At 55.4% G+C, this 18,738-nt stretch carries 30 protein-coding genes; 4 read left to right on the top strand and 26 right to left on the bottom strand.

The window, feature by feature from the left end:
* Positions 1-5: 5 nt before the first annotated feature.
* Together GSF67_RS08070 and GSF67_RS08065 are read right to left on the bottom strand one after the other, a co-directional pair.
* On the bottom strand, positions 6-1,406 hold the full coding sequence (locus GSF67_RS08070) for a PIN-like domain-containing protein (protein WP_006314214.1): 1,401 nt from the start codon (positions 1,404-1,406) through the stop codon (positions 6-8).
* A gap of 276 nt (positions 1,407-1,682) precedes the next feature.
* Positions 1,683-2,000: a hypothetical protein gene (locus tag GSF67_RS08065; RefSeq protein ID WP_006314215.1), complete on the bottom strand. Its 318-nt coding sequence runs from the start codon at positions 1,998-2,000 to the stop codon at positions 1,683-1,685.
* A 9-nt stretch (positions 2,001-2,009) separates the two neighbouring features.
* Here GSF67_RS08065 and GSF67_RS08060 point away from each other — a divergent pair, with 9 nt between their 5' ends.
* Positions 2,010-3,710 carry a hypothetical protein gene (locus GSF67_RS08060; RefSeq protein ID WP_006314216.1) on the top strand — a complete coding sequence of 567 codons (1,701 nt, stop codon included), beginning with the start codon at positions 2,010-2,012 and terminating at the stop codon, positions 3,708-3,710.
* Positions 3,711-3,713: 3 nt separating this feature from the next.
* Here the strand turns inward: GSF67_RS08060 and GSF67_RS08055 are convergent, their stop codons facing one another.
* The 24 genes from GSF67_RS08055 to GSF67_RS07940 form a co-directional block, all read right to left on the bottom strand.
* Positions 3,714-3,974, bottom strand: coding sequence for a hypothetical protein (locus GSF67_RS08055; RefSeq protein ID WP_006314217.1), 261 nt, complete (start codon positions 3,972-3,974; stop codon positions 3,714-3,716).
* Positions 3,975-3,984: 10 nt separating this feature from the next.
* Complete coding sequence (locus GSF67_RS08050) at positions 3,985-5,445, bottom strand: site-specific DNA-methyltransferase (RefSeq protein WP_006314218.1); 1,461 nt, start codon at positions 5,443-5,445, stop codon at positions 3,985-3,987.
* Positions 5,446-5,455: 10 nt separating this feature from the next.
* Positions 5,456-5,707, bottom strand: a complete 252-nt coding sequence (locus tag GSF67_RS08045) for a hypothetical protein (protein ID WP_006314219.1) — start codon at positions 5,705-5,707, stop codon at positions 5,456-5,458.
* Positions 5,704-5,949 carry a hypothetical protein gene (locus GSF67_RS08040; RefSeq protein ID WP_006314220.1) on the bottom strand — a complete coding sequence of 82 codons (246 nt, stop codon included), beginning with the start codon at positions 5,947-5,949 and terminating at the stop codon, positions 5,704-5,706. The genes GSF67_RS08045 and GSF67_RS08040 overlap by 4 nt, the downstream gene beginning before the upstream one ends.
* Positions 5,950-5,953: 4 nt before the next feature.
* On the bottom strand, positions 5,954-6,295 hold the full coding sequence (locus GSF67_RS08035; protein ID WP_006314221.1) for a hypothetical protein: 342 nt from the start codon (positions 6,293-6,295) through the stop codon (positions 5,954-5,956).
* 21 nt (positions 6,296-6,316) lie between these two features.
* On the bottom strand, positions 6,317-6,595 hold the full coding sequence (locus tag GSF67_RS08030; RefSeq protein WP_006314222.1) for a DUF2312 domain-containing protein: 279 nt from the start codon (positions 6,593-6,595) through the stop codon (positions 6,317-6,319).
* 49 nt (positions 6,596-6,644) lie between these two features.
* Positions 6,645-7,151, bottom strand: coding sequence for a dATP/dGTP diphosphohydrolase domain-containing protein (locus tag GSF67_RS08025; protein WP_006314223.1), 507 nt, complete (start codon positions 7,149-7,151; stop codon positions 6,645-6,647).
* Complete coding sequence (locus GSF67_RS08020) at positions 7,148-7,348, bottom strand: hypothetical protein (protein ID WP_006314224.1); 201 nt, start codon at positions 7,346-7,348, stop codon at positions 7,148-7,150. The genes GSF67_RS08025 and GSF67_RS08020 overlap by 4 nt, the downstream gene beginning before the upstream one ends.
* 5 nt (positions 7,349-7,353) lie before the next feature.
* The gene (locus GSF67_RS08015) at positions 7,354-7,899 is read right to left on the bottom strand and encodes a hypothetical protein (protein WP_006314225.1); all 546 of its coding nucleotides are present in this window, start codon (positions 7,897-7,899) and stop codon (positions 7,354-7,356) included.
* 198 nt (positions 7,900-8,097) lie between these two features.
* Complete coding sequence (locus GSF67_RS08010; RefSeq protein WP_006314226.1) at positions 8,098-8,697, bottom strand: hypothetical protein; 600 nt, start codon at positions 8,695-8,697, stop codon at positions 8,098-8,100.
* A complete protein-coding gene (locus GSF67_RS08005; RefSeq protein WP_006314227.1) occupies positions 8,694-9,596 on the bottom strand; it encodes a ParB N-terminal domain-containing protein in 903 nt (300 codons plus the stop codon). The genes GSF67_RS08010 and GSF67_RS08005 overlap by 4 nt, the downstream gene beginning before the upstream one ends.
* Positions 9,593-9,817, bottom strand: coding sequence for a hypothetical protein (locus GSF67_RS08000; protein ID WP_006314228.1), 225 nt, complete (start codon positions 9,815-9,817; stop codon positions 9,593-9,595). Before GSF67_RS08000 ends, GSF67_RS08005 begins: the two co-directional genes overlap by 4 nt.
* A 9-nt stretch (positions 9,818-9,826) precedes the next feature.
* Positions 9,827-10,105 (bottom strand): hypothetical protein, encoded by a 279-nt coding sequence (locus GSF67_RS07995; protein WP_006314229.1) that lies wholly within the window; start codon positions 10,103-10,105, stop codon positions 9,827-9,829.
* A gap of 330 nt (positions 10,106-10,435) precedes the next feature.
* A complete protein-coding gene (locus tag GSF67_RS07990; protein WP_006314233.1) occupies positions 10,436-10,927 on the bottom strand; it encodes a hypothetical protein in 492 nt (163 codons plus the stop codon).
* Complete coding sequence (locus GSF67_RS07985; RefSeq protein ID WP_006314236.1) at positions 10,927-11,205, bottom strand: hypothetical protein; 279 nt, start codon at positions 11,203-11,205, stop codon at positions 10,927-10,929. Before GSF67_RS07985 ends, GSF67_RS07990 begins: the two co-directional genes overlap by 1 nt.
* 593 nt (positions 11,206-11,798) lie before the next feature.
* A complete protein-coding gene (locus GSF67_RS07980; RefSeq protein ID WP_006314238.1) occupies positions 11,799-12,059 on the bottom strand; it encodes a hypothetical protein in 261 nt (86 codons plus the stop codon).
* Entirely contained in the window at positions 12,049-12,198 is a 150-nt protein-coding gene (locus GSF67_RS07975) for a hypothetical protein (RefSeq protein WP_006314239.1), read from the bottom strand. Before GSF67_RS07975 ends, GSF67_RS07980 begins: the two co-directional genes overlap by 11 nt.
* A complete protein-coding gene (locus GSF67_RS07970) occupies positions 12,195-12,899 on the bottom strand; it encodes a hypothetical protein (RefSeq protein ID WP_006314240.1) in 705 nt (234 codons plus the stop codon). Before GSF67_RS07970 ends, GSF67_RS07975 begins: the two co-directional genes overlap by 4 nt.
* The gene (locus GSF67_RS07965) at positions 12,896-13,099 is read right to left on the bottom strand and encodes a hypothetical protein (RefSeq protein WP_006314241.1); all 204 of its coding nucleotides are present in this window, start codon (positions 13,097-13,099) and stop codon (positions 12,896-12,898) included. The genes GSF67_RS07970 and GSF67_RS07965 overlap by 4 nt, the downstream gene beginning before the upstream one ends.
* Positions 13,096-13,596 (bottom strand): hypothetical protein, encoded by a 501-nt coding sequence (locus GSF67_RS07960; protein WP_006314243.1) that lies wholly within the window; start codon positions 13,594-13,596, stop codon positions 13,096-13,098. The genes GSF67_RS07965 and GSF67_RS07960 overlap by 4 nt, the downstream gene beginning before the upstream one ends.
* Positions 13,559-13,825 carry a hypothetical protein gene (locus GSF67_RS07955; RefSeq protein WP_006314244.1) on the bottom strand — a complete coding sequence of 89 codons (267 nt, stop codon included), beginning with the start codon at positions 13,823-13,825 and terminating at the stop codon, positions 13,559-13,561. Before GSF67_RS07955 ends, GSF67_RS07960 begins: the two co-directional genes overlap by 38 nt.
* A 171-nt stretch (positions 13,826-13,996) precedes the next feature.
* Complete coding sequence (locus GSF67_RS07950; protein WP_006314245.1) at positions 13,997-14,863, bottom strand: hypothetical protein; 867 nt, start codon at positions 14,861-14,863, stop codon at positions 13,997-13,999.
* Positions 14,864-14,898: 35 nt separating this feature from the next.
* Positions 14,899-15,309, bottom strand: a complete 411-nt coding sequence (locus tag GSF67_RS07945) for a helix-turn-helix domain-containing protein (RefSeq protein WP_006314246.1) — start codon at positions 15,307-15,309, stop codon at positions 14,899-14,901.
* Positions 15,306-15,479, bottom strand: coding sequence for a hypothetical protein (locus tag GSF67_RS07940; RefSeq protein WP_006314249.1), 174 nt, complete (start codon positions 15,477-15,479; stop codon positions 15,306-15,308). Before GSF67_RS07940 ends, GSF67_RS07945 begins: the two co-directional genes overlap by 4 nt.
* A 1,683-nt stretch (positions 15,480-17,162) precedes the next feature.
* Between GSF67_RS07940 and GSF67_RS07935 the strand changes: the two genes are divergently transcribed.
* The 3 genes from GSF67_RS07935 (at position 17,163) to GSF67_RS07925 (ending at position 18,731) form a co-directional block, all read left to right on the top strand.
* The gene (locus GSF67_RS07935) at positions 17,163-17,591 is read left to right on the top strand and encodes a hypothetical protein (RefSeq protein ID WP_128822015.1); all 429 of its coding nucleotides are present in this window, start codon (positions 17,163-17,165) and stop codon (positions 17,589-17,591) included.
* Positions 17,592-17,609: 18 nt separating this feature from the next.
* Positions 17,610-18,080: a hypothetical protein gene (locus GSF67_RS07930; protein ID WP_006314254.1), complete on the top strand. Its 471-nt coding sequence runs from the start codon at positions 17,610-17,612 to the stop codon at positions 18,078-18,080.
* 120 nt (positions 18,081-18,200) lie between these two features.
* Positions 18,201-18,731 carry a hypothetical protein gene (locus GSF67_RS07925; RefSeq protein ID WP_176072021.1) on the top strand — a complete coding sequence of 177 codons (531 nt, stop codon included), beginning with the start codon at positions 18,201-18,203 and terminating at the stop codon, positions 18,729-18,731.
* The last annotated feature ends 7 nt before the right edge of the window (positions 18,732-18,738 follow it).

Genomic DNA, 18,738 nt, shown 5'->3' with positions numbered 1-18,738 from the left:
GCAGACTACAAAAACGCCGAATGCTGCGGAATCAGAATAGGATTGCCTGGGGGTAAAATCGTAAACACAAACTTTACTTCAAACATTTCATCTGGTTGGGGATCGTTTGTCGCAAGCAACGTTGCTATAAGGGTGCAGCCTAGCGCATTTCTCGCCCATATCATGTCCCCCTTGTTTACGGAGAAAGCGCTCTGCGCTCCTAAAACTAGCTTGGAGTCAATTATTTGCCCGGCGCTGATTGCTGGAATAACGTTCAGTTGATCTTTACCGTTCGGATATGCCCACAGAGAGTCTTTGCCTTGCTCGGAAACGCTGAATTCAAATCGAGCGTCGCCGGCGGTAAATGTTATATTTTGTCCGCCGTTACGCATCCGAAAATTGGCAAGAGCAGTTGAACCCAGAGATGATTTAGCTTCTCGGAAAAGGAGTAAGCCTTTTCCAACGTCAAACGATACTGAAGCACGGATGACGTTGTTGGCCGCAATCTCGGCACTTTCAATCAGGCTAACAAAGTCTTGTGAAACCTCCATTTCACTCAGAACTTCGTGAAACTCAACCAGTCTGATATTCTTACCGCCAGAGTGTTTCTTGTATTCTGCCACCAACTCTGGTCGCGGATATACACCTCGGCTGTTATGCCGTACAAACCAGTCTGCTTTTTCCTCACCGGTGACGAATATCAAATCTCTCTTTTGAGACGCGCCTAACGCAAGCAGCGATTTCCAAACCAGAAAATCGCCGATTCCTGTATCCTCTTTGCTGCCGTCCTTATAACCTGGGGGCACTTTATTAATTAGGCGCTTTTGCCATTCGACTAACATATCCGCGTTCGTGTCAGTGGGTGAGATGATGTTCTCGCCATCGAAAACGGTGTCGTAAATGCTCGTGACAGGATCATCGCCGCTCCAAGATTGAACCCTTGCTTCGACTTTCTCGAGCGCTGCCGTATATTGTTTCTTGGCCGCATTGAGCGCTTGGCTCACGGTTGCCATCTCTTCACTTCCGTCAACGCCGTCCAAGATCGGAGACAGTTTTTTCTCGCCAATATTCATGCGTGATTTCACGTCGCCGAGCGCTTTCAACAGCTCTGCCAGCTTCTTGTCTCTATTGGTGATGAACTCTCTTGCGACTCTTGCCGGGAGAAAAAGTCTGTTGGCGGATCGGAGGTCCTGATAAAACTTCTGTAGCGTTGATAGTCCGTCTTTTCGTAATGTGTAAGGCAATAAAAGAACGTTGGTATCAACGGCGATTAGGACGTCTTTATTTGAAGCCTTCGTCACCTTATTCGGTTTGAAAATTTGAGACACGTCTTCGAAGCTGCTCTCGAGCTTGAAGGGGTCGAACCCCGCAACCAAGCCTTCGGTGTTCGCTGTCTTCTGCGGCTTCGCTTCTTTAGGTGCAGTCATCGCAGTCCCCAAGTAACCAAATGTATGACACCATCTTCAGCATTATTGCTGAAAGCGCAACGTAGAGTGGTGGCTATCCACGGTTCATACATTCATCCGGCATGGTGTCGCAAATTCATGTCGCGCTGTGGGTAGTGCTCCCAGCAATGCCACGTGGACTTTTCGGCTTTCGATCGGGAGAAGCCAAATCCACCCCACTGCTTGCAACCTTGATGTTCGCACCAGTGATTTTCGTGGATACCGTCGCCGGCCTTGTTGGTTTGGTCGCTCATTACCTCACGGTCCCTTCATGAACTGCGGTTCTTCTGCTAAGCGCTCAAGTTTCCATCCGCCCGTAGGTGGGGAGGCTGACAGGCGCTCTGCACGCTGATTGAGCTTCGCGATGGCGATGATCTTGGCATCGCGATACGACGTAGCTTCCACCGAGACGCGCCAGCGGCCGGCCTGAAACCGGTATGTTTTGAACTTCTTTTGTTCAACGAAGTCGCAGCCAGCGACAAACGCGTCACGGTACGACTCCTTGTCGCCGTTGACGGCTTCCGACCGCGATTTCCACCACCGCTCGAAGTTTCTTTCGATATCCGCTTTTAGCATGTTCCTATTATGTTCTTCTGTCGGGAAGAGTCAATATTTGCAGAGAAGCGCTTTTTTGATTTGGAAGGTGCACGAAAACTGGCGTGGCTTCCCCCCTTCTTTTTCGCAGACCGTACTCAGGAGGGACGGGCTTGTATTGCTCGCGCTTTGGTTTATTTCTTCGAGCATAAAGTCGGGGGCGAAATGGTAGTTTTAGGATCAACCGCTGGTAAAGTGTTCAGCGCCTGTAGAACAACACTGATCGAGGTTTCAGCCCACCTACAGGCCTACGGATCGACTGCTCTGATGGAGGTTGCAACCATTTTAGACAGACTGGTGGACGACCTCGGCGATGGCAAGAAACCAGAAGAAAATCTGGATTTCATTCTCTTCGAATTGGATAGCATCTTCGAGTCAGCTTACTACGAACCGCTCGACGCTGAGGAAATGTACGGAATATCAGTTGCGACTCGCCTTACCGACGTCGTGAGAGGTTTGAGGATTCTTTCAGATCACCACCATTTTGAACAGCAACTGAAATCGAGTCGAGACACAACTAAAGCTTCGTTGCTAACGGCGTCCGCGCAACCTGCACCCATTCAGGATAAAGTTAATCAGATCAACAGGCGTATCAGATTAGGGGAAAATGAATACCGCCAACTCGTGCTCGATCAGCCAAGGACCCCGCGGATTGAGGAGCTAGGTTTCCATGCTGAACGCGTCAGCGACCTTGTCGACCAACTGCGATTGGCCGGAGAGTCGACACTGCTTATGGCCGTTGAAAATCTTGCGCATGCAATAGATGGTCTCATGGACGAGTACGCTGACTTCTTTTCCTCTGAGTCAGCCGATCAACTGCGTCAGACGTTCGAGGCGGCGTCTGAAATCGCTCATGACTTGCTTGCTGAAACGGCAGGAACTGCCGGCGTTGATGAACCTGTCGTTACGCATCGCGAGCAAGCATTGGCTCCCTTTCAGTTCGCCATCTCTGGCGACCGGCTGACATTACAACCTCAGCAGACACATCCGAAATCAGGCTCAGAGCGGATCGTAGCAGCTGCATCGCGAGCCCTGCACGCACACGCAGAAGACCTTGCCGATGATCTTGAGGGCTCGAACCACCCTCGGCTCTTCCGGGCGTTTAACCGCCTGCGTGCGGCCCTCAATGACGGGTCCAACGTAGTCGAGATCGGGATGCTCTGCGCCACGCTAGATGGACAAATCCGAGCCGCGTCAGAAGAACTGTCGGATAGCCTGTTAGCACTTCTATTGAGCTTCAGTAAGGGCGTGATGGATTTTGCATCTCAGTTTGACGAGTGGCAAGAGTTCTCTGACAATGCGGCTGAGGCCAACTTCGAACCGCAGGACGGCGAGAACTATACCAAGATCGCTCGGGTTCTCGCAGTTGAATTGGAACGTCGTCAAGAAGTGGACTCGAAGGTGCCTGAAGCCCTTCGCCAAGTTGCGGAGTGGAATGAAAAAACCGATTCGCCGCGATCACGTCTGAGCCTTGGAAGGACAGTTCTGAACATCATCACCGTCTGTTTCAACGAACTCGTCAAAAAACCAGCGCAGATGGTGATCGGCGTGACTGGGACCGCGATTGTCGCGATCGTGCTCCACCACGCAGCGATCTATGCTGCTGAGATTTCACGAACGCCCGAAGGCTCATGGTTAAGACCTGCCGTAAGGGTGATCGAGAGCCACGTCGGGAAATTAGAAACCCCTTGACGTTCAGCACAGCGCCTCGGCCATAGCCTGAGCAAAGCCGATCTCGACACCTTCCCATTTTCCGGCCTCAACCTGGGCCTGTAACACGCGGGACAGGTGGAGTGGATTTTCCGTAGCGGTCATCACAGAACGAAGCTGCGTGAAATATAAGCGACCAGTGTCGCAGTCTGCCTGATAATCATCAGTGCGTACCGGAGCCCATGGTTGGATGCGGCCTGTATCGGAGGCGACGAAAGGAAGCTGCTCAAAACTCGTTACAATCATTGTTCCACTCTTATATTAGGTCGCTGAGGTCGACGGTTTCACCGATCAAGTCTGCTATGTAGGAATTTAATCCTTTTATTTTAGAATGTGAACATACCGAGAACGAATTTTCGGCAAGTGGTTCATCCATAAGGGACATTTTTTGGTTGTGTTCCTCGATCTCTGGGAATCTGCGACCCAGAAACTCGACGTACTCAGTTTCGGCTTCCATGAGGATACAGTCAAAACCTTCGCGGCGGGCAGCCTCTGCTGTCGTTCCGGAGCCGGCAAATGGATCAAGCACGATGCCACCCGGTGGGGTGATGTGCCGGATCAGGTTCGCCATTAGCGCGATGGGCTTTACGGTGGGATGAGCGCCAACCGGCTTCCCGTTCTCATCGACCGGGAGAAGATGATGTGCTCGATCAGATTTACCGGCTTTCGCTTGGTAGATTAGCGCGTCACCGAGGTCGTCGCCTATAAAGCCGGCGAGCTTCGCCAGCGCATAATCTTCGTCGGTCAGCGGGAAATGATGAAAGAACCGACTGGCTGATGCCGAGCCATCGCCGGGAAACATCGAGAGCACGTTCTGAGACCCGTCGAGGATGAGATTAGACGGATGTCTGCCGACCGGATCGTAGTTTTCGCGAGCCTTGTCAAAGACGCCGTAGACGAGATTGGTCATGGCCCCGCTGCCGAAATCAGCGTGCTGGTTCTTTTCCTTCGATTCCCGTTCGTCCGCGTCGCCTGCGAAGGCGACGCGGCAGCCGTCTATGTTTACGGCTCCGACGCCGTGCCTCAGCATGTTTGCCGGCCCGTTTTTCTCACTGAACGGCTTCTGGCCGAGGTAAATGGGTTCAAGGGCTGGCTTCTGTGCCTGCGTTCCGTAAGCCCATCCTTCCCATAACGCCGCTTCATCTGAGCCGGGGACGTAGGTGCCGGGCTGATATTCTCGACCATTGTCCTTGATCCAGCTTCCGTCGCGGTTTTGATCTGCGCCGGGGATCATGCGCTTCACCGGATTACCAGCGGCGTTGAAATGTCCCTCGACACCCAAGTACTTGTCGATCGCCTTGTCGGCAGCGTGCGCCTTCGGAAAGCCGCTTCCAAAACACCAACCGTGCATCGGATGCATGATGAATCCGGCCAATTCCATGGCGCATGCCTGCCAGTGGCCGGTTCGGCTTCCGCTGAAAGCGAACACGTAGCCGCCTGGTAACAGGATGTCGTAAATCAGCTTCCAGAACTCGGGATCGCGCTCGATACCGGTGCCATCCCACGCGCGGCCCATGAAGCCACCCGACAGACGGGCGAAGCTGCCGTCGTTCTTCTCGCGACGGGCAGGGGCTGAGCCTTCCTTGCCGAAACGCTTCTGGATCGAAACCAGTCCATACGGCGGATCTGTTACGACCGAATGGACGCGCACGCCATCTGCAATCAGGCGTCGTAATGAGGCGCGATTGTCGCCGGGATGCAGGGTGATGCTTGTCATAGGAATACTTTCAGACCAGAAGATCGTCGGATGCGTCGGCGGTCGTTTTTGGTCGCAGCACCTGAAGCAGGACGCGACGCAATTTCTCCGATGGTGATGCTTCGGGCACCAGGTCGTCGACAACAAAGCTGTTGTGATCGCGACCGACGCTGACGAGGCTGCCGGTGCCACCCATCTTGCTGTTAAAGATGCGGATCGAGTGCCAGTCGCCGTTGGACATGGCGAGATCGATCAGTTCTTCGAGAGACATTTCCTCGATCATACGAGCAGTTCTTCCTCAGATGGGCTGGCGGGTGCAGCGAAAGCCGGCATGTCGCGCGTTCGGTGGCTCGGCGGCAGCAGCTTGACCGCCTCGAAGATTGCCTGATCCAGATCGGCGGCATGTTGGATGTCGGTTTGCGATGCGTCCTGTGAGATCGCCCACAGGGTGGCGATCGCTTCATAGGCGGCGTCGAGTTGGCCGCGCAGGAAAGCAACTTGGATGTAGTTGTCGCTGGCGGCCATCTGATCACACCAGCAGGTCGTCGGGGTCGATGTTGCGCATAATGGCATCAGCGACAACCAGGGTTCCGTGCGCAACTTCACCAAGGTCAAGATCGATGTCATCGTCGATAACAACAGCGGTAACCGCCGACGCGCCAGCCGCGTCGAAGCCCTCGAGTTTGCCGGTCGCTGCGTCGAACGTCAGACCGGTTTCAGCAGCCTTCCCACCTGGAAACACGCGGTCCAGCTCTTCGAGGAGAGGGGTTTTCTGCAGCACGAGTGTTACAGCCTCGCCGCCTATGGTTACGATGGTGAAGGGGCTGCCCTTCGTCTTGCGGATCGCGCCGCGCAGTTCGCCGAGTTTCATTTGAAGTCTCCGTTGTTGGGATCAGGGGTCGAGCATCGTCATGCCGAGCGCGGCCATGTACGTCTGCAAGATGGTTTCCTCTTCGAGGCGCTCGTTGGCATCCTTTTTGCGAAGCTGAATGATGGTGCGGATGGCCTTCGTGTCGTAGCCGCGGCCCTTGGCCTCGCCCATCACGTCTTTGATGTCTCCCTGGATCGCTGCTTTCTCTTCCTCGAGGCGCTCGACGCGCTCAATGAACTGACGAAGTTCGGCGGCAGCGATCGTCTCGACCGTTTCGCCGCTGTTGTGTCCGATAGACATTTCGACTCCTAATGATTGGAAATCTCGTAAAACGTGAAATATAAGCGCGTCAAGAAGCGACTGGTTTGCCTACAAGTCCACCATCGATGAACGACTTCGCGCCGGACAGGTGGGCCGGTCGAAGATGGTTCTTCCCGCTTTCAGTAAACGGCGGAACTCCCTCCGGATACTTCGCGAAAATTTCGTCGACGACGCGCTGAAGTTCACCACGAACCGCGTCCAGGTTCGCTTTCGGCGGTCGGTCGTCGTTCAATTGCTGCTGGATCATCGCGTCGCGCAGGACCACGAGGCTGCTTATGGCTTTGGTGATGTGGGACAGCTTGCTATCGTCGTCGATGTCTTCGCCTTCCCACCACTGCATGATGTGGCCCATCGCAGCGTCGACGTAAACCGATGCTTTGACACCAGTTACGCGATAGTTATGCCGACCGTATTTCGCTGCGCCTTCCAGCATCGCGACACCAACTTCGCACATGACGGTCATCGGGACCGTTGCAAACTGCCGCCACTTCCTGATGCCGAAGCCGTCTTTTGGGTTCGTTTCCTTGGTGCTCATGACTGCACCTCGTAGCCCAGAGACGCGCGAATACGGTCGTAGGCCTCCCAGGCGGTTTCATGGTGGACAGGCTGGACGTTGTGTTCTCGTCCATCGTGCATGCGCACAACCACGCAACTGGCGTCGTAAGAGCATTGAACGCTTTGAACTAAGTTCGGATTGACGCTGGTGGTCTTCGTGATCTCGACGAGCGCCATGGAAATCACCACTTCTTGCCGTTTGCAGCAAGCCTGGCCTCGTTCTTGTGATCGGCGCGAACAGCGTTGTATTCTCGCTTCTCCGTAACGGCGCCGTCGACATCATAGCCGAACTTCGCAGCATAGGCGTCGATCGTCGCGAGAACGCGGGTAATTTCGATTCCGACACGAACGTGCCAGTTCGACTCGATGAGGTTGCCGACGCCCGTGACAAGCCGCACGATCGCAAATAGAGCCTCTGCGCGGTTGTCGCTGAGATCGATTGCGAGCCCTTCCGGATCGACGAGCTTGAATCCACAGCCGCCAGCGAAATCAAAGAGTCTGATCTTGGCGTCGGCCAATTCCACTTCCGCCATTTTGCGGTGGGGCAAGTGGTCGTCCATGAGATTCTTCCGCTCGCCTTCCATGGCTTCGGAAAGTTCGCTGACGACCAGCATCAGCATCTCACCCTTGTTTCGGTCCAGACGCTCACCGTTTGCCGGGTCACGCCACCAGTGGGCATTGGAGGCGTGAATTTCAGCGGCGATGCTGTTTAAGTCGGTCATTTCCACTTGTTCCTCATCTTGCGCTTGTTAGTGCTTCGACCGAGATGGAAGAAGCCGCAGAATGTACATTTGTAGGGCGGTGCTTTGGGATAGCGCTTCCTGACTGAGACTACGACGTTTGCGGTGAACCGCTCTTTGCCCTGACAGGAAGACTCCCAAACCGTATCCTTATTTCGCCTCATAATTCCACCTTTAAAGTGAAAGTCAATATAAAAGTGAAACAATTGGCCGCAGATCGTCTATCCACGTTACGAGCGGATCACCAGGCTTCTCATGCGACCGATTGTGGGACCGACGGACCATAAATGAGTTATGGCCACAGTCGTGCCCGGAGAGCGCATGGCTGTAGTTGTCTTCGATCCAGACGCCACGCTCAAGGATACCGAGCCACTTCTTTTTGCTTTCTCCGAGCGGCAGGCAGATAACCTGCTCGAAGATGTCGCCGAAGATGAGATCGAGATTGAACTTACGCCGCGCGACCACCACGGGATTGTCGGAGCAACTGGTCAGGACCGAGAGCCGATGACCCATCTCCTTCAGCAATGTGACATTTTCAATTGCATGAGGGCACGCTTCAAGATTGGCGAACTGGGAACTGTGGTTGAAGCCGACGACCGTCTCACGCGACGCTGCCGGCGTCAGGCCGAGCCAGCCGCTCATATCCCATGAGTCGGGGAGACCTTTGATTTCGCGGTTTTCGATAGCTGACACAAAGCGCCTGAAACCGCCGAGCCAGTCTAAGAGAACGTCGTCGCAGTCCAGGATGATGTGAAGGTTACGGTTCTGACGATGGAAGTCGATCATGCCTCGGTTTCCTTTGCTTGGCTCGCGACGGCATTGTCGATCGCATCCCTGAGCGATTTGCCGGTCCAAAAATCGTTGCGGACGCGCACTACCCAGTCTCGTGTCGCATCGTCCTGTGAAATTGAAACGGAAGTATCCGTGCCGTTTTCAACGTAGCCGCAGAGATCACGCAAGGCGTCCAAGCGAACCGTGTCCCCGTGAAGCGGCTTCGGCTTCTCACCGGCATCCATGTGTTTCGCGGTCGCGCGCTTTTTCCCTTCCGCCTGTGCCTTGTCGATGGCACGCGTCAGATCGCCAGCGGCTTTCACACCGTCGCCGCCGTGTTTCTTCAGCGTGGCCATGGCGAGCGTCGCAGCGACCTGACCTGCGGCCACCAGAGTGGTGACGGCAGCCGGCGCGGCCTGCAGTTCAAGAAGCTCGATGATCCACTGGCGAGCGAGACCGGTCTTCTGCTGGATATCTTTTTCCGTCCACCCGAGATCGATGAGACGCTTGAAGACGCGCGCCTGTTCGATTGGTGTCAGCGGCTTGCCGGAATTACGCACGATCTGACTGAAAACGCGGTCAGCTTCGCTCGAATACCGATCTTCGGTCTGCACCGGAACGCTTTTGATTTCGGCTCCGAGGTGCTCGATCGCATACATCGTCGCACCGTGACGGCGATGACCGTCGGAGATGAACGCCTTGCCATCTTCCGTATAGACGGTGAGTGCCTGCTTGACGCCGACCTGCGAGATAGATTCAGCAAGCGCCAAATCATCCGGGTCTTCTGGATTGAAGTTGACGGTTCGGCAGTTCCAGTCGACCTTCACATGCAGGTCGCGCGGGTCCATGCGATAGATGTCGGAGCGGCCGACGGCGAGCGATTTGATGACGCCCTGATTTGATGCAGCGGTCATTCGGGTTTCCCTTCGATTTCGCTCAGTGTCCACGACCGGACGCTGGCGAGCGGAAATGAGTGAACTTTGGGGCCGCACAGGAGTGTAAGCACGTTATCCTCGCCGGCCTGTTTTGCGAGATGGCGGCCGAATGATGAACCGACTTTGAGCTGGTATGTCTCGATCGACCCGTCGATGAACGTGACTTCGACTTGCGACCATCTCTCGGGATAATCAGTCATGGAATTTCCTCACACGAGCAGGTCGTCGAGATCGACCGGCTTTGGTTTGACAGGCGGAGAGTCGATCAGGTCATCCAGGTCGACGATTGGTTTGGCGGAGGGCGGCGCGGTAGCGATCCGCCACGTAGCACCGAAGTGTCTGACACCCCGGCCGTCCTCGACGAGCACATTGGTTTCGCCGTAGTGCTTGATGACCACACCGTCGATCGGCTCAAGTCCGTAGGCGTTGCGGTATGTTACCTTCGTGCCGACGGGCCAGAATGCGTTGGGGCGATTTTCCGCTGCCATCACAGCACCCCTATGAGTAAAAGGATCCGCAGCGTGGAAAGCAGAAGGAACCATGCAGCGAGACCGAGGACCGACAAGATGAGAACTGTCCTCATCGCGTGTACCTCGACTGCTGATGCGCCCGTAAGCCGGTCTCTTCGACTAAACAGCGAATGGAGCCGTCGACGAAGCGTTCAAGTAGCTCGCCGCGGAACTCGGACAGAGGAGTGCCGGGCGCGAGTTCTTCCCGCATCGGGACGGCAGTTTCGTGTATCCACTGGCGGTAAGCGGGGCTGCGTCTGGAAGATATGGTATTATCTCGAGCACTGCGAGCGATGTCAGCTTCGGTCATCATACATCACCGCCTTCCGCAATTCTGACCATCTGCCGCCCCATGTCGGTCAAACGGTAACCGGACCCGCACACCGAACCTTCGTCGGTCATGAGGCCGCGCACGTGTTCGGTGACCCCCTTACGGGCCAATGCTCTGGTGATAGTCCGAGAGGTGTCATCGTTATGAATGCCGGCTTCGCTCGATATCCATCTGAAGGTCACTGCGAAGTCGGGGTCGAGGGTATAAAGTGCCGTGACGATGTCCTGCTGGCGCTTTGACAGCGATGCGAGGTCCGGAATAGGCTCCATATTGCGAAGCAACTCTGGCAACCCTTCGGCTAGCTTGCCGGATTCATGGCGCAGGATCATGCAGAGCGCTTCAAGCTCGCAAAGCTGGAACTCACCTGACAACCACGCCCTGCCACCCTTGCTCGTGCTGCGACCTTCGTCGGCGCCGTTGGAACGATCATTCCAAACTTCGTAGGCTTGGGAAATAGTGGCCTTTTTCATCACTCTTCTCCCTGATCAAACAGATGGAATACGAGAGCGCCGTTCCGCAGAAGAAGCGTCGAGATGAAGCGAGCGTCAGCAGGCGCTGGCTGTCCAGTCACCACGGCGTGGATAGTGCGACGGCGTCTGTGTTGACCCGGATCGCATCGATACCAAATCGCAATCTGTCCAGGGAACTGAACGTCGGCGCTAAGGATTTCTGAGTGCGCCGGGCAATCGATTTCTACGCGGTCGGCAATATCTTCGAAATTAATCGTGGCTTTGTGGACGGTGAGCATTCTCAATGTCTCCTAAACATAATTGCACGATAAAAGTGAAATTCAATCAGGTCAACAGAAATACTCACTAAAAGTGAAATTTAGTTGCTGGAACTGATCCTTTTTGGCTTTCTCACCGGGCACGCTGGCAGTCTTTCGAACTGCGTGTTCCAACCGTAACCGTTCTTCGGATCCGCGATGAATTTCGACATGGTGGATTTGGCTGCATAAAGGCTAGGGGCTATCACTTCGAACGTCTTTCGACTGCGACCGACAGCGAACCAAAACTGTTTCTGTGGGCTCATCCGAGACACCTCTTGACTGTCACATTGAACGTGAACAAAATAAGAACATGAAACACCGTCGCGGCATAAACCTCGTTCCGGATTCCTTTCGCGTGATCTACGAAGGGACGGTGAGCCGCGACCTGTATCCGACGTTGAATGCATATCCCGAATGGTACGTATTCGGCGGACGATGTTCCCGCTGCGAAAGGGAAGGGTGGCTGGATCACCAGCAACTAACCCGACGCTTTGGCACGAACGTCTTTCTCAACCAGTTGCGCCCCAAGTTGCGATGCCTGAAATGCGGTAACAAGGGAAACAATAACTGGATTATTGGGAAGATGGGCAGGGATTAGTCACCGAATCGGTGACGCGCGCCATCAGCTCGGGCAGAATGATATGCCACATGGTGGCGTCATAGACCGGTTCACCTGGTGCGAATTGCATCGGCGCCATATGCGACATGTAGAATTTCGCCGTCGCAACCAGATTCTCGTTCGACAACGCGCGCATCTCGCCTCGTTTCCTGCGCGACCAATCCTCGTACTGTTGCGCTCGAGCCTGCGCTTCCGGCGTCAGTTTAAAGGTCATTGAGTGTCTTCCGTTCGAAAGCGTCGGCCAGCAAGGATCCCGCAAAATAGGGCCAGACGAGTGACTTCCAGAAACCGTGTTTCTCGGCGAAGCCATCAGCGATGCCGGCATAAATGACGCAAAGAACAATTGAGGTCATTCCCCGCTCCTGATGTTTGTGTGTTTGTGGAGGATGCGTTCCTCCTGCTTTGCGGGTGCTGCGGGGTAAATGGCGAACACGATGTCAACCAGTTCACGGACCAGTTGCTCGTCTGGCTTCCCGTCGAAATGCTTCATTACTTGACCAACGAACCAGCCTCGGAGAACTGGCTTCTTTTCCGCTTCCGCCCACTTAACGGGGTTATCAGTTGAGAGTTTTCGGATGCATCGACCGATGTCCGCACCGTCTACCGCCACGTCCTGCACCTGTGCGGAGAAGCCTTGACCGTTCAAAAAGTCTCGAAGCGCGGTCATCTCGCCAGCGGGAAAGCGTGCTATCCAGTGAACGCTGCCTTCCGGACCATGCTCGCCTTCGCGGCGGTCATCCTCGATTGTGAAGTCAGCTTCATCGACAACGATGTGCCCGCTCCCATCTTTTCGAACGTGCAAGCATCCGCCTTCAAAAACGAAGGCAGAGCCAGAGCAGTGTTTGGGAACGATAGACGCCACCGGCTCCGCAGCGGGCAGGGCAGCTTCGAGACGCTGAGCGATGACCTGAGACATACCACCACCGATATTCGAGATGAGAAAAGACGGATCGTCAGGGATGTCATATAGCTTGATGCGAGCGCCACGCTTCATGAGCTGGATGAGATTTCGGAGATGATCGTCTACTGAGGCCTCTGATACTTGCGCATTCATCGTTCCGGTCTCCGCAGATCGGCAAGCGCACGGGTCAGGTCCATGCTTGCCCGTTTGATTGCGCCTTGTTCACGCGGGAAATTGTCCCGCATCAGCGTGCTATAGCCACAGTCATACGGTTCTGGCGTCGGCAATGCTTCGGCGCGTGCGATGAACCGACGAGCCTCCAAAACAGCAATTTGAAGTTTTTGCCTGTTCATTGCCCGCTCCGTTTCCAAAGGACGTTGCCTTCCAGGTCTTCGATCGACGTGAGGTGCACATTCAACTTGCCATGGTCCTCGGGCTTACATTTGTCGGTCGGCTGGATCGGATAGAATCCGCCGTCAACCGTTCTCATGATCCAGACGGTTGGGAGGAGCGAGGCGAGGGGTTCAAAGCGGCCGTCCTCAAACTCCTCGCGCGGACGAACCCACAGGGAACCGTCGTCGATCGAGCGGTAGATCGCGACCTCGCGCATGTCAGTAGATGCGCCGGTATCGTATTCAAACCACTTCTCCGCCTGCATCTTGCCGACGCCGAGCAGTTCGTATTCTGTGCCGCGTTTCTTGTGGCGATGCGTTGGCGTTGGCGCAGTCGCAGCGCTGTGTTTCATCACCAGTTCGATGATGTCGTTGCGATCCACGTCGTGCCGCTTGCCATCGAACCAACCTGCCAGCAGGTCATCCACGTCTTTCGAAATTTCGTCTCTGTTTGTCATAGTCCACCATGAATCCTGATTGATGTTTCTTGCTGCTCTCGATCGACCACGCCGGCGCCCAAAAGCCGCCCTCGGCCTTCACCAGAACCTTCTTCGGGATCCAGACCTCGTGGCCGTAATACTGAAAAAGGTAGGCCCGGTGCGTCTCGTGCAGGCACTGGCCGAGCCCGCGATAGCCTGACGGCACCTCGTCGAGTTCGTTCGCCTTCACCTGTGAATCGGGGATCATTTCAACCTCCGCGAACCTGTTGGGAAACCGGCATCTCTGACCTGCCGGAAACCAAAGAGGCTCAGCTTGCTTTCCAGCGCTCGAAACGACGACCGCCGTAAAAGAGGACGCAACTCCAGCAGAAGCCGAGGATCAGATCGGGAAGATTGTTGAGGATGGCGATAACCAAGGTCAGCTCCCGAAGTTGGAGACGATCCCGCCGCGGGCCTTCATCACCGCGCGGATGAATGTCTTCAGTTCGACCTGGTCTGCGACAGCGTCCTTGTTAACGTAAACCTTCGCCAGCCACGTCAGTGTCGACTTGCTCGAGAACCAGCCCTGCAGACTCTTCTTGTAGGTGCCACTCGGGATTTCGGCATACGAGTAGAGCGGCTTGCCCTGCGGATCGACAGCGTCGTCGAAGTCGCGATCGTTGACGCCGACCAGTGACAGGCCGTCGCCGTAGAACTCGTCGGCCGAACGAACCAGCGTGTTACCGAGTGCTGCCGGCACGAGCATGCAGGTCGTTTGCTCCTTGCTCACCGAGGATAGTGCAATGTCACCGGACTCGTCAGTCTGACGGACCGGAGCATAATCAGCGTCTTCGGAGATGAAGTTCTGCCAGATGAGCCAAGCGCCCGACCCACGTTCGCCGAGTGCAATCGAATACTTCTTCGCGTCGCTCTCGAGATCACCGATGTCGTCGACGCCGGATTTGCTGCCGCAGAGCGCATGCAGATATTCGCGATGCAGATCGGCGACCGGGACGAACTTGGAAGCGTTAGCCGGCTCGGTGCGTTTGAGGTACGCCAGACCATCGGGCTGCCCGACGAACGCATCGCATTTGCCCTGAAGGCTGAGCTGGATATTGCCCCAGGTGCCGCCCGTGTCCTTGACAACGTCAACGATCAGGCCTGCTCCTTTCGCTTCTGCGCGGATCATTTCCCCGGCTGCTGCATAGGGCTGGTCTGCGGCACCTGTGCAAAGTGTGAGAGCCGCCGCGGGGCTGCTGAACATGCAAGCGAGCGCAAGCGCCGCTCCGATGAAGAGCTTCTTCATGTTGTCTCCTGTTAGGTTGGTGTGTTGAGGGGAGTTCATCGCGTGCTCCGCACTGGACGGAGGTTGCGGCCGACTGCCTCGCGCTTGGCGGGGTAGCTGCGGATGGAATGACGAATGGTCGTATGATCCCGCCCGCCGAGGTACATGCCGATCTCGACGAGGCTCGACGTGGTTCTACGCACCATCCAGTAGCAGCAGGCCTGCCGCACCAGGACGACATGCTTCTGCATGCGGTCGCTCGTGATCGTTTCAGCCGAAAGACCGGTACGCTTGCAGAATAGTGCGAGAATCCGTTCCTTGGTCGTCATCAGGCGAGTGGGCTCGACGATGAGCAGTGTCTTCGGCTTGCTGGCGATGTTGATGACCTTCGGTGCGCCGTAGATGCGCCGACGGACGGCGGCATAGCGCGCCAGTAGTTCCTCCGCTGTCTTGGGTTCAGGCCTCATAGCAGGCCTGCCAAAGAGGCAGCCGAGGCGACGGTCAAGGTGAGGAGTAAAGTCACGGTGCTGCTGATAGCAGCGCTCATGTGCTCAACCGCACCACGGTGACGATCGAAAGAGACGGATGCGCGCTGAAAAAATAACCGCGCATCGCGGACATCGTGTTTCAAGCTCATCACCGATCCCCTTCGAAGTGGCCGGCAAGCACGCTGACGAGGAAAGCGGTCAGAGCACTGGTCGCGCAAATGTAAAGAAGCATGCTCATTCCGAATTCCTCTTGAAAGTTGAAAGTCAGGACGCGAAGTTGAGCTGACCGGCTGCGAGTTGCCGAGCAATGCGGTCGTTCTGTCTCGTCGATGAATGTGGATACTTCCGTCCGGTGCGTCGGGTTTTCGGGCGGCGGAAGTCTGCGGTCTGATGCGCAGGGACGATTGGCATACTGCGCGCCAGATCAATTGCAGAGCCCAAGGATGCGAGCAGGGCGGTTGCCGCGGAAAACATCGATCGTCTCATCATAGTCACGTCTCCTTTGAGTTTCACGTTTAATGAGCAATATTGCACGAATTAAACGCAAGTCAACTGAGAAGTGAAATTTATTGAGATTTCTTCGGGATGGTTACCACGGCAGGTAACAGGTCTGCACCTTTTGTCGCATTATCAGCGTCCACGGGATCAAGTATAAGATGTCTAGTGTCGTCCTCGCGAGATCTGAAATGCGGCCAGTTGCAAACGTTTGCAACTGCGAGCGGCGCAAGCCTGACGCAATCTAAAATCGCCATAGTCCTTAGCCAGAAGGGATTATCGACGGTATGCAGCGATAATCAATTGTCGGTAATGTGTGGCAGAAACCGCTCAAATCAATTGAAGTTGACGCGATCGTCATTATGTTGATTGACAACGGAGTGATAGGACGCAAGAACACACGTACACGTAGCGCTGCTACGAAAACTGCCCACAAACGTTTACCTAGAATAAACGTGGAAATAATAAAACAGACACAACTGAGCGTGGAACGAGTGCGTTGCAATGACGTTTACCGCCACTTAGCTCAGTGCAACGGAGGTGACAATGTCACGAGTTCAGGCCGTAGTATACGAGACACACGTCAGCGAAGACGAAAATTGCAGAACCGTCATCATGGCGTCGAGTTCTTACGAATCTTCCGCGGTTACCGATTACAACGACGAAGTCACGCACGCTGATATCGTCGAACTTCACTCTCATGCCGCTTCGAAATTCGGTACGCCGAAGTTTGTAAAGTCGAGCGAAGCTGCTTGGTAATTGGTGCTGCGTGTCTATTTTTCGTAAATTCTATAATTTAGACACGCACCCACATCCTCAGCCGTTGGACATCGTCTGGTGCAATTTCCCATATCGAGAAAACCCACGGCGGCCTGGCCCTAAATCTCGACCGGCTTTGGTGAAACAATGGCACATTGACGAGAACGGTCTCGCATGGATCGACGTCGTTTACGGAACGACGAAGGCAACACCAATGAACCGACCGTTCGATCTTCATATTTACAAGTCTCTCGAGATCGATAAGTGCGGGCTTCTTCGGAATACGTGCTTTGTGCTGGAGCGTGTCGCTCGTCTACCGTGGGCTCCGGACTATTTCTGCGTCCGCAAAGACGATGGAGTCGGTCCAATCGTCGGACGCCTCTCCGAAAACAGAATAAAACGCCTCCGCTATCTTACAAAGCGTCCGAAGCGAGCCTGATAGTCATTTCTCCACGCTCATCTCCAGCGGTATTTTCGTACGACCAGTGTCGGCGTTGATATTTCTCAGAGGCACAGCTATCTCTAGTTGTCTTGAGGTGGGGGTGGGTATGATTAGATTTCTCCGGGGTACGATTCTTATGGCTTCGATCGCCCTGCCGGCTACGGCTGGAGCGTTCGGAAACGACGATCGATGGGAGTCCGGATGGGGCATGGGTGTCAAAGAGGCTATCATCACCCGTGGAGCTGGTAACCGGATATACGTCACATGTGACGATGGTGCTGCCAGGGATGCCACCGCTATATCGTTCATGGTCGGCGGCGATAGCCCTAAGGGGAGTTCTGTTCAGTTGACATTCGATGGAGAAGCGCCGGAAGATTATTCGCTATGGGACGGCGAAATTAAATCGAACTGCCATGCGTGCGCCTCGACCTATGATGCGATTATAAACAAGCTGAAATCTCATAGGTTTGTGCACGTGAAATTTCAAAACGGAAACGCGGCGAAATTTTCGTTAAATGGGTCAACTAGAGCGATTGGCCAGTGCGTGGCAGATTTCTACCGGTGAGTTTGAAGGGGGCAGGTAATGATTAAATTTTTTCGAGGTGCGCTTGTTGTCGCATTTCTCGCAGGTTGCACGTCGACACCGGGTACGATGAATGACGTACATACGGGCGTTAGCGCCAAACACTCGGCGTACCATTTCGTGCACACAGGTCTTCTCGACAGCTTGAAAGTCGCCACGTTCGTCGGCACGAAGGACAAGCAAACGAAATACGGTATAGCCACTAGCTATCTGTCCACGGGCCTAGGGTGGGCCTTCTACCAGGAGGCCTGGTCATTCGGAAAAAAACTCTCTTTCAGCATGACCAATGAAAAGCTGCTAAGTTGCAGCAGTGGGAGCTGCTCCATGCTCGAGGAGGGTGTCATAGAACTGACCAAGGAAGAATTTGAAACCGCCGCGGTGTCAGGTTTTGAGTTCAAACTCATCGGAAAAAATCGTCAGTTTGTGGTCAAAGTTCCGGCGAAAGCGTTTCAGGAATCCTTGTCACAATAGCAAGATTTCTCCGGGGTCTGATTTTCTCCGAGGGGTGGGTCCGCAGGGGTCAGCTACAGGGGCTGTAAAACTCGTGATATTGGCGCTGTTTTTGGGTTGATATGTAATAACATAACGTGCATGCCGTTTCGGCAGCAGGGCAGCAGGGCAGCAGGGCAGCAGGGCAGCAGGGCAGCAGGGCAGCAGGGCAGCAGGGCAGCAGGGCAGCAGGGCAGCAGGGCAGCAGGGCAGCAGGGCAGCAGGGCAGCAGGGCAGCAGGGCAGCAGGGCAGCAGGGCAGCAGGGCAGCAGGGCAGCAGGGCAGCAGGGCAGCAGGGCAGCAGGGCAGCAGGGCAGCAGGGCAGCAGGGCAGCAGGGCAGCAGGGCAGCAGGGCAGCAGGGCAGCAGGGCAGCAGGGCAGCAGGGCAGCAGGGCAGCAGGGCAGCAGGGCAGCAGGGCAGCAGGGCAGCAGGGCAGCAGGGCAGCAGGGCAGCAGGGCAGCAGGGCAGCAGGGCAGCAGGGCAGCAGGGCAGCAGGGCAGCAGGGCAGCAGGGCAGCAGGGCAGCAGGGCAGCAGGGCAGCAGGGCAGCAGGGCAGCAGGGCAGCAGGGCAGCAGGGCAGCAGGGCAGCAGGGCAGCAGGCAACAAAAAACCCGCCACAATGGGCGGGCTGAAGGCGGA

This window comes from Agrobacterium sp. CGMCC 11546, assembly GCF_013365515.1.
Classification (GTDB): Bacteria; Pseudomonadota; Alphaproteobacteria; order Rhizobiales; family Rhizobiaceae; genus Agrobacterium; species Agrobacterium fabrum.
Note: the sequence above shows the minus strand (reverse complement) of the source record. Positions and strands in the feature narration are given on the sequence as shown.